Annotated in this window: 9 protein-coding genes; 2 read left to right on the forward strand and 7 right to left on the reverse strand. The window is 36.3% G+C overall.

Going from position 1 to position 10,554, the window contains the following annotated elements; all coding sequences use genetic code 11:
• Positions 1-23: 23 nt before the first annotated feature.
• Genes IC621_RS18830 through IC621_RS18840 form a run of 3 tightly spaced genes read right to left on the reverse strand, consistent with a single transcriptional unit; the run spans position 24 to position 3,353 of the window.
• Positions 24-905: a carbohydrate ABC transporter permease gene (locus IC621_RS18830; protein WP_191160300.1), complete on the reverse strand. Its 882-nt coding sequence runs from the start codon at positions 903-905 to the stop codon at positions 24-26.
• Positions 906-924: 19 nt separating this feature from the next.
• Entirely contained in the window at positions 925-1,863 is a 939-nt protein-coding gene (locus IC621_RS18835; RefSeq protein ID WP_191160302.1) for a carbohydrate ABC transporter permease, read from the reverse strand.
• A gap of 56 nt (positions 1,864-1,919) precedes the next feature.
• On the reverse strand, positions 1,920-3,353 hold the full coding sequence (locus IC621_RS18840; RefSeq protein ID WP_191160304.1) for an ABC transporter substrate-binding protein: 1,434 nt from the start codon (positions 3,351-3,353) through the stop codon (positions 1,920-1,922).
• Positions 3,354-3,508: 155 nt separating this feature from the next.
• Between IC621_RS18840 and IC621_RS18845 the strand changes: the two genes are divergently transcribed.
• Entirely contained in the window at positions 3,509-4,495 is a 987-nt protein-coding gene (locus tag IC621_RS18845) for a cache domain-containing protein (RefSeq protein WP_191160306.1), read from the forward strand.
• Between the two features lie 361 nt (positions 4,496-4,856).
• Here IC621_RS18845 and IC621_RS18850 read toward each other — a convergent pair whose 3' ends face one another.
• Together IC621_RS18850 and IC621_RS18855 are read right to left on the reverse strand one after the other, a co-directional pair.
• Entirely contained in the window at positions 4,857-6,584 is a 1,728-nt protein-coding gene (locus IC621_RS18850) for a cache domain-containing sensor histidine kinase (RefSeq protein ID WP_191160308.1), read from the reverse strand.
• Positions 6,585-6,597: 13 nt separating this feature from the next.
• The gene (locus tag IC621_RS18855; protein WP_191160310.1) at positions 6,598-7,386 is read right to left on the reverse strand and encodes a response regulator transcription factor; all 789 of its coding nucleotides are present in this window, start codon (positions 7,384-7,386) and stop codon (positions 6,598-6,600) included.
• A gap of 268 nt (positions 7,387-7,654) precedes the next feature.
• Here IC621_RS18855 and IC621_RS18860 point away from each other — a divergent pair, with 268 nt between their 5' ends.
• Positions 7,655-7,852, forward strand: a complete 198-nt coding sequence (locus tag IC621_RS18860) for an IDEAL domain-containing protein (RefSeq protein ID WP_191160312.1) — start codon at positions 7,655-7,657, stop codon at positions 7,850-7,852.
• A 121-nt stretch (positions 7,853-7,973) separates the two neighbouring features.
• On the opposite strand, the gene IC621_RS18865 is transcribed toward IC621_RS18860, so the two are convergent.
• Both IC621_RS18865 and glpK read right to left on the reverse strand, forming a co-directional pair.
• The gene (locus tag IC621_RS18865) at positions 7,974-8,639 is read right to left on the reverse strand and encodes a ThuA domain-containing protein (protein ID WP_191160314.1); all 666 of its coding nucleotides are present in this window, start codon (positions 8,637-8,639) and stop codon (positions 7,974-7,976) included.
• 252 nt (positions 8,640-8,891) lie between these two features.
• A complete protein-coding gene (glpK, locus tag IC621_RS18870; RefSeq protein WP_191160316.1) occupies positions 8,892-10,382 on the reverse strand; it encodes a glycerol kinase GlpK in 1,491 nt (496 codons plus the stop codon).
• Positions 10,383-10,554: the final 172 nt, after the last annotated feature.

A 10,554-nucleotide genomic window follows, 5' to 3' on the forward strand; every position in this document is an offset into this window, starting at 1 on the left:
GTCCACCTCCTTAAAAAGGCTTGTTATCCCTTAATACCGCTTAAGTTAAATCCATACATAATGTATTTTTGGAAAAAAATAAAGATAATCGCGGGAGGAATAATGGCAAACGTTAAGGCAATAAACTGTACATCCATCGGGTATATATCTTTCATGTTAAAAATAGCTACAATAACAGTCCAAGAGCTTTCATCCTTTAATACCATGTAAGGCCAGAAAAAGTCCTCCCAAGCTCGAGTAATCGTTAAAATCGTGACTGCTATAATCACCGGTTTACTTAATGGCAAAATAATTCTGAAAAAAATGCCTACAACCGAGCACCCATCTATTCTTGCCGCCTCTATCAACGCTTTTGGTATTCCGTCAAAAAAGCTTTTAAAAACGATAATAACGAAAGCATTTGCACCCGCCATCATCCACATTGGCCAATAAGTATTTGTAAAATTAAGGTTTAATAAAGGAAAATCAATAATCGTTTTAAAAACAGGAACCATCCCTAACGTATTCGGTAATAACATCGTCCATAAAACCAAAAGCATGACAAGGGAGCTGCCTTTTGGTTTTAAAATAGATAAAAAGTAGCCCATTAACCCATTAAATATAACGGTAAAGACAACAACTCCAGCTGTATACTGGATGGTATTTAAATAAATTCTTCCGAAATTGAGTGTATTCCACGCCTCCCAAAGTTTTTCCGGATGAAAGCTTTGCGGGATAATAGTTGGAGGAACAGTAAAAAACTCTTTTATATCCTTTAAACTTGATAACATAATCCACAGCGGTGGAAAAATGCAGACCGCTGATATGAGCACCATGACCGAAAATAGCAGCCAGTACACGACTTTGATGCCACGTTTTTTCATTTCCAATTTGCCAATGATCCCCGAATATTCACTTTTAGCCATTTTTCGATCTCCTTTCTTCCTATGCATCATTAAATTTTTTATCTATCTTGAAGTAAAACACAGTTAATATGGCAAGAATAAGAAATGTAATGACACCAACGGCTAATGATCGTCCAGCTTCAAAATATTCAAATGCATAGAAGTAACTTTGCAGCATCAGTGACATTGATGCATTATTCGGCCCTCCTCCTGTCATTGTCAGAGGTTCATATAAGACCTGGAAAATTCCAATTACTTGCAGGATGAACATGATACTAATAATTGGAAATATTTGCGGTATGGTGATATGTCGAATCTTCGCCAACATCCCTGCACCATCAAGGGAAGCTGCTTCATACAAATCACGATTGACACCTTGCAGACTAGCAAGATATAGAATAACTGTAGCTCCAAATCCTCTCCACGTCATAGTTATGACAATAAGAATGACTGTAAGATGTGGGTTTTGCAGCCACTGGGAAGGAGCTAGACCAAGATTTTGAAAGATCGTATTCAGCAATCCATTTTCCCCTGGATAGAATACAAACGTCCATAATAGAGCAGCTGCAACACCGGGCACCATATTTGGAAAATAGACAGCAAATTTAAAAAACGATTGTAAATGCAGCATTTCGTTTATGATAATAGCTACTACAATAGGAACTAAAAAACCAAATACTAATGACCAGAAAACATAGAGAAATGTATTGATTAATGTCTGTTGGAAAACTGAATTACTCATGACATCGATATAATTTTGAAATCCTACAAATTTAATAGCTTCATATCCTTTTGTTTCAAAAAAAGAGAGTGTAAAGCCTGATATTAACGGCTGCCATGAAAATAGTATGAAGAAAAGCAAGCTTGGTACGATCAAAAGCCAAGCCGGGATGTCTCTAAGGAACCTATTAAAAAATGTTTTTATCTGTCTAAGAATAGATGACTTCTGTTCAACATATGGTTTTACCTCAATTTTCATAAACGATCATCACCTTTATCATGGGGTTGGAGTAAATGGCGGAAAAACATCGCCATTTACTGTCCCTCCAATACTTCTGCTTTGTCCAAATAATCTCTTTGAAAATCTGCGGCGGCTTTATCGAGCAACTTTTTCGGATCCGCATTTTTATTGGTTAATACTTCCTGAATGACCCCGTCCAGTACCTTATAAAGCTCTTGTGCATTTACTGGTACCTCTGGTTTAAATGTGACACCTTTGTTATCCGTGTAATTGGTAAACAAGTCCATATTTACATTTGAATATTTTTCCCTAACAGCATCTTCCGCTTTTACTCTTTCAGGGTTAACCCATACTCTCATTCCGTGGGGCCCAACAATATGACCGAGTTCCTTATAATTTTTAAGAGTTTCTTCCAAACCCTTTAATGATTCTTCAGATGGGTTAGAAGAAAACCCGGTATGTTCTTGCCATTCGAATCCTGCCTTTTTTTGTTCTTCCGTGCTGTTTGGAGCAAACATAACCAATTCTCCGCCGGTAAGAGCCACTCTGTCCTTTGGTCCTGCAGGTACTGAGGAATTAGCTAAATTATCTTTGTTCATCTTAAACCGATCGATCGGTGATTGCATCCAGTCAGTTGTACCAAACGCCATTCCTACTTGATCTGTACCAAAAAACTGGAACATGTCATCCACTTCCGCCAAAATATTATCCTGAAGTACGTCATGCTCCCACTTTAAGTCCTTTACAAATTGCAATGCTTCAACCGCTTCAGGGCTGTTAAAGACTGCTTTCCATTTTCCATCCTCTACTCTTTCAAATTCAGCTCCGTAAGACCACGCAATATTCATAAACTGCCATCCACCCTGGTTGTTTTTAGTCGGGAAGAAAAATCCTGCCTTACCTGTTTTTTCCTTAATGGTTTTTGCTGCTTCTGCCAACTCCTCATATGTTTGAGGAAATTTAGGAACACCGTTTTCGTCCAATAATCCTGCTTGTTTAAATAAATTCATGTTGTACCAAATTCCCATGTAGTACCCGCTAGTAGGAATCCCGTATATTTTCCCATCCTGCTTTATTAAAGAAAGCATATCGGGATTAATCGCTTTATCCCAACCATACTCTTCCATCAAATCTGTAATATCTGCTGCATAATCTCCGCCGATAATTTTTATCGGTTCTGTAAACCATGTCTCATAAATCGTAGGCAATTGACCGCTTTCCGCTTTAGGTAAAAATGTATTTGTGTCATATGGATAACTATCCGGTTCAATTTTTATATTTGGATGCTCATTCTCAAATTGTTTTTTCCATTCTTCATATTGTGCCAGGTTTTTTGAATCTGGTATTGGCCATGTTCCAAGTTTGACAACTACGTTATCCGTTTGATTAGGATCAGAAGGATTGGCTGCACCATCATCGGATTGATTCATAGTAGGCATACAACCTGAGGTGACGATCATTAGAACACTGATCAGAAAAATAATTGAAGTTCTTTTAAGCGCTTTCATTAATGTTTTCCCCCTTTATTCTTGCTAATGTAAACGATATCAATTTTTTGTTTGCATTTATATACGAGAAATCTGCTAAAACGTTTGCAAAACTGCTATATTTATCCTAATATTCAAAATATAAAAAACACATTAGCGATTGGAGAAATTATGTAATGGATATGTTTAATGTGTTATCAAAAAGAATCGTACTCTTTACCGTACTGCCAGTTTTAATTTGCAGTACTTTATTAAGCCTCTTTTCCTATTTATGGTTTCAGCACACATTACAAAAGCAATTTGAACAACTGGCATTAAGTTACTTCCAAAGTTCCAGCGATAGTTTGACTCAATATCTTCATTATTCCGAGGAAATGTCAAAATGGATCACCAATAACCCGAAAGTAGCAAAAGCGATTTCAGAAACTGAACACCTTAAAGAGGTTTCAACCATATTTGATCAAATGATCTATAATAATAATGTCGATATAAGCGGGGTGACAATCTATAAAAAGAATGGTGACATTTATACCCCAAGCCGTACATCCCATGTTCCTTCTTTCTCGCAGCTCATCGAAAATACTAATCTAAAAGCTTTTACTCAAAATACACAAAAAAAATATATCTGGATATCCAGATATCAGTCGATTTCTTCATTTTATAATAATCGGTACTCAAATGACGGCATATTTTCTTATATTTTAAAGCTGTATGACACAGATAACCAACTTTTAGGGTATATCGTCGTTGACTTGGATTTAAAAACTCTTTACGACTTTTTCCAAACTTCGAATAAATTGTTTAATAAAAGCCAAGTTTTTATGATAAGAGATCAAAAAGACATTGCAGGTTCCACAAAAAGTGCCACAATAAAATTAAACCCTAATGATCTTAGCAAAATGAATCAAAAGAATGATGGAACCTTTATTTCAAATGATAGGAAGCAGCTGATTATGTTTGATACAATGATGGACTCAAATACGAAAATCGTAATGTCCATACCAACAAAAAATGCTTATCAATATTCTGTTTTGTTTAAAGCTCTGCTTATATTATTCACGATTTTATTCACATTTTCTTCCTTGTATATAGGCATTGCCCTCAAGAAAAGCATCATTGAGCCAATTACACGTTTATATCAAAAGATGCAAGCATTTAAATGACATGTTTATGAACGAAAAGCGCTGACGCCCGCCTATCGGCGACAAGCACAAGGCGAGCCGTCAAGAAGGTTGTTCTTAACCTTCTTGACGGATTGCCCCTGAGACCTAAGGGCCGATTGCGCTCGGAGCTAGACAATGATAACCTTCTTTAACACGTTAATACTTTAATCAACTTTTCTGATCTTATTAGAAAACCGGAAACGCCTTGAACAGCCGAAGGCGTGCCTCCCGAAAAGGCTGCTTTTTCCTTTTTGGGAGGCTTGGTTTGTGACCCTCGTGCGGCATGGTGATTGGGAGGGACAACGATAACACTATTTAACCGTTCATACTTTAAATAACTTAAATATTTTGATCAAAAAATCTACTCTATTATTTTCACGGTAATCATTACTTTAGTACCATGACCAATTTTGCTTGAGATTTGAACTCCGTAACCTTCCCCGTATTCAAGCTTAATTCTCTCATCAACATTGCGCATTCCATACCCGCCGCCTTTGTAATTTGAATGGAAATCCGATTGATTAAGCATCTTCTTATCAAATCCTATGCCAGTATCAATAATTTCAAATCTTAAATCATTGCTGGTACGATATCCGTTAATGGTGATATGCCCTGGCCCTTTTTTCTTAGCAATTCCGTGTTTAATTGCATTTTCGACAAATGGTTGAATAATAATTTTCATAATTTTTGCTTTTACAATATCAGGAGAAATATTATAGTGGATCGTAAATCGATCTGGAAATCGCATTTTTTCAATGGTAGTATAGCTTTTTACAATTTCAATTTCTTCTTGAACAGAGATATACTTATCCCCTTTGTGTAAGCTCATTCTAAAAAATGTCGCCAGGGCCAGTGTCATTTTCTCAATATCCTGTTGTTTATGTATTTTTGCAATCCAGCTTATCGCATCCAGGGTATTATAAATGAAGTGAGGATTGATTTGGGCCTGTAATGCGACTAACTCCATTTTTCTCTGTTGGTCTTTTGCTTCATTATTCCGTTCTATTAAATCGTTGATGCGAATGACCATATCATTGAAGCTATTTTCCAACATCCACAGTTCATCCTGGCTATTCGATTCCGCTAAACTCGTATTTGATTGTCCCTTCCCAAACTTATTCAGTTTTTTATTTAACCTTTTTAATGGCTTGATAATTTTGAAAGAAGCAATAAAGGAAATAACAATAGCAAGAATGACAATAATGAATTGGATAATCAAAGCGTATTGTTTTATTTGGTTAATAGTATAAAATAAGTGATCGTCGGAAATGACACTCACAATCTTCCATTGCTCTCCCTGTTTCTTAAAATCGGTAGGTATCGTATGATTGGCAAGAATGACAGATTTACCATTGTATTGAGTCTCTTTAAATCCATCATGTATAAAATGATGACTCCATTCACTTTGAGGTACAACCTCCCCTACTTTTTCCTTATTGGGATGTGATAATATGACATGGTCATCGGACAATATAAAGGAGTATCCCCAATCCTTTACCGTATTCTCAAATGTCCGATATAAAGCTCTCTCATTAATATTTATAACCAGATAGCCCAATTGCTGCCCAGTGAAGAAGTTCCTGAATTTCCTGCCGAGCAAAATGACAGCATTTCCATTTTGGTCTTTATTAATTCCTCCCCATACTGGCACATTTGAATGTTGGATCTCTTTTAATAAAAAAGGATCCGGCGAGTTGGCCTGTCCTTCATTGTTAAATTGGAATACCTCTCCATCAAATGTGATAATATTAATATCCTCAACTACCTCTCTATTAATTAACATTTGATCCAATATTGCATTGAGACGCTGTTTTTTTATCAGTTGGGAAACCTGTTTATCTTCCAGTAACTCATAAATTCTATCATTTACTAAAAGTCTGACAGATAACATATTTACTTCATCGATAAGAAAATTCATGGCAGAATCTAGTTTTTCTTGATTTAAGATGACTCGGTTATACATATATTTTTCGATGACAGACTGTGAGATGAATCTAGAAGTTTGAAAGACAATAGAGGAAGAAATCAGTAGACTCGCTAATAGGACAACGAATATTCTATTTTTGATTTTTAATCTCCTTAAATTCATCTCAGGTATCTCCTTATTCATACATGGACTGCTTAATATATTGTTTGGGTGTAGTGCCGGTCATTTTTTTAAATATTTGACTAAAATACCTGGGATCGCGGTAACCAACTTTTCCACTTACTTCATAAATTTTGTAGTGATAATTTCTTAACAATTCCTTTGCCTTTGTTATTCTGTATTCGGTAATATAATCATGAATAGTTAATCCGGTGTGTACCTTAAAAATTCTCATCAAATGATATTGGCTAATGTGTATTTCCTCGGCAATTGTATCAACTGTTACATCTTGGTGATAATGCTCTTTTATATATTTGATCGCTACTTCTACCTCTCGTCGCGGGGTTGTTTTCAATGAACTGACTTTTTTTAATGCTTTAAGTAAGTCAGCAATTAATCTTTCTTTTAACATTTGCTGTGAAAATCGTTCTTTATGTATCTGGTCGGTTATCTCACATATCACTTCTATTAATTTGTCATTTTCAATTGGTTTCAAAATATAGGCAGAGGCCCCGTTATCTATCGCACTTTTCGCATAAGAAAAATCATCATACCCGCTTAAAACTACAATTTTAGAATCAATTTGATTTTCTCTCAATCTCCTCATAAATTCGGTACCATCCATAAATGGCATTCGAACGTCTGTAATGATGATGTCAGGGGGATTTTGCATTGCTAATTCTAAGCCTGTTGTACCGTCATCCGCTTCGCCGATAAGCTTTAATCCTAATAACTTCCAGTCTATCGTTGTTTTTAATCCTAACCGGACAAGATATTCATCATCGACGATAAGTATGCTTAACATATTTCCACTCCTTCATGTCCATTTTTTATGCGATTTCATGTGGAAAGGTACTAAAACGTCATCTAACATAAAAAGTAAAGGAAACACTATTTCAAAATTTTCTTTAACAATTTGTCTCACCATAAACACTTTTCTGTAAATTTTGAAATTTATTATAACATGAATCTGTTAAATACTTACTTCTTTGGATCAATTTCCTCAAGCAAAATATTTGAATAGTCAGAAAACCCTTAGTATAATTAAAAAAAGGTCAAGGAGTTGATTTCCTATGGAAAGGAATTTGATTAATTCACGCCCCCAACCTGAAGTAGACATCATGGATTCTAAATTAGCTGAAATGGTGTTAAACAAAGCCCTTCGTGATTTCCGAAAAGAGCAAATCCGAAAAGAGATTGACCAGTCATTACAAGATCGAAACAAAGAAGCATTTCTACAATTAACTGAAGAATTGAAGAATATGTCTTAAAACTGTCGGATACTAGGATGATTTTGAAATTAACTTAACTTAATATATTTTAAAATAGTTATAAAGAAGTCCAATCTTTAGATATGGGCTTCTTTGGCTTATCTCTATACTTAGAATCTATTCACCATGTTATTCGGAGGCACCATTTAAGTGATTGGGAAAATAAATCGATCATTCCTCTATGTAATAAACCTTCCTTGGTATGTGATGGTGTTAGACAAATGACACGCCCCTTCCCATATTCATGATTCCAGCCTGCAATTGAACTGCCGGCATTTGAAATTGCTTGGAGAAAAACATTTGTGTTTTGTTCATCACATGTAACAAAATAATGCTCATCGACAATCTCAAATCGATCAATTGTCGATATAACCTTAGTATGATCAGTGGGTATATAGGAAACAATTCGTTGTTCAGGTGGATGAAAGTCAAACTTTCCTCGAACCATAGAATAATAGTCATCTAGAAACTCGTATGAAGACAATCCTGAATGCCATCCAAACCAACCTCCACCTCCTTTAACATATTGGCAAATTTCCCTTTCAACATGCTCGTCCATCCAATTAATTATATGATTTTCTGTAGGATTAAGTTTATTTGCTTTAGATAGGATAACGGCATCAGGCCGATCTTGAAGTCTCTCAACTAGCTGATCAGCCAGAATATACTCAACATCAATGTGAATTCCTTCGGCTTTTAATTCTTGAACAGCATGATGAAGTGCTTGTGCGATTATCCCTTCCTCGTGATAATAGTCCCCTAAAATCGCAAGTATCTGTTTCTTCATTTTGAAACCTCCTTGTATAGTAAAAGTAGCCGATATTTTAGTTAACATAATAACTGATACCATGGGGTACTCTTTTATTTGTTCTTTGATAATTTAATATTGTTGAGCTCTATAGTTGATTTAACCGCTTATTATAAAAATAATGCCCCATTCCTTTACCTATGATGTCATAGTTTGAGAAATTGAGGCACTTTAATATGTGATCGATTTGTATTAAAACATCCTATTTACAGAAAGATCTACGAAAACAGCCTATTTAAAAGCCATAGCTGCCTTAACTGCTTTTTGCCAGCCCTCGTATAATTTTTTGCTTTCGCTCTTTTCCATCGTTGGTTCAAACTGATTATTCAGCTTCCATTGGGTGGCAATTTCTTCTTTGCTTTTCCAAAATCCTACTGCAAGCCCGGCTAAATAGGCTGCACCGAGAGCAGTTGTTTCATTAATTTCAGGCCTTTCTACAGGTACACCTAAAATGTTGCTCTGGAACTCCATAAGGAAATTGTTTTTAACAGCTCCGCCATCTACTCTTAATGTTTTTAAAGAAATGCCTGAGTCTGCTTCCATTGCATCAAGCACATCCTTTGTTTGATAGGCAAGTGATTCTAATGTAGCTCTGATAAATTGTTCTTTGGAAGTACCGCGAGTCAATCCAAAGACAGCACCACGCACCTCACTATCCCAATATGGAGCACCTAAACCGACAAACGCAGGAACAACGTAAACTCCGTCGGTTGAATCTACACGTGCTGCATATTCTTCACTTTCTTTTGCATTAGCAAACATCCGCATCCCGTCACGTAACCATTGAATCGCAGAGCCTGCTACAAAAATACTTCCCTCTAAAGCATACTCTACTTTCCCATTCACTCCCCATGCTAAAGTTGTCAGAAGCCCATGGTCGGATTTGATCGCTTTTTCACCTGTATTCATAAGCATAAAACAACCTGTACCATAGGTGTTTTTCGCCATTCCTTCCTCATAGCATGCCTGCCCAAATAAAGCTGCCTGCTGATCGCCTGCGCTACCAGCAATCGGAATTTCATTCCCAAAGAAATGATAATCAATTGTATGCCCATAAATGTCAGAGGACGGACGGACCTCTGGCAGCATGCTCTCAGGTACTTCTAAAATGTCTAATAGTTCCTGATCCCATTTCAGCTCATAGATATTGTACATAAGAGTCCTGGATGCATTCGTATAATCCGTTACATGGGCTTTCCCGCCGGAAAGCTTCCAAATAAGCCATGTATCAATTGTCCCAAATAACAAATCACCGTTTTCAGCTTTTTCGCGGGCTCCTTCGACATTGTCAAGAATCCATTTCACTTTCGTACCAGAAAAATAAGCATCAATCAAAAGACCCGTTTTGTCTCTAAATGTGTCGTTATGACCCGCTTTCTTCAATTCCTCGCAAATATCTGCTGTTTGTCTTGATTGCCAAACAATTGCATTATAAATCGGATTAGCTGTATTTTTATCCCAAACTACAGCAGTCTCCCGTTGATTTGTAATGCCGATTCCTGCAACTTGTTCAGGCTTTACACCCGATTCTGATAAACAAGAGGCAATAACCGCAAGAATGGATCCCCAGATTTCGTTAGCGTTATGCTCTACCCAGCCTGGCTTTGGAAAATACTGAGTGAATTCTTTTTGTGCTGTGTGGACAATTTCACCTTTTTTATTAAATAAAATGGCTCTTGAACTTGTAGTACCTTGGTCTAGTGATAGAATATACTTTTCCAAAGGTTTTCCCCTCCCCAGAATGTAGATTAATAGTTTGATGTTGATAATATTTCAGCGGTTTTCTTTTTCTGCGTTTTACTTAAACGACCACCTGCTAAAGCAGGTGGATTTTGACATAAATGTCGACGACTAAAGTCGTTAACTAAAACTGAAGTCATCTGAAAGACCTTAA

The sequence above is a fragment of the Metabacillus arenae genome (genome assembly GCF_014773385.1).
GTDB lineage: Bacteria > Bacillota > Bacilli > Bacillales > Bacillaceae > Metabacillus_D > Metabacillus_D arenae.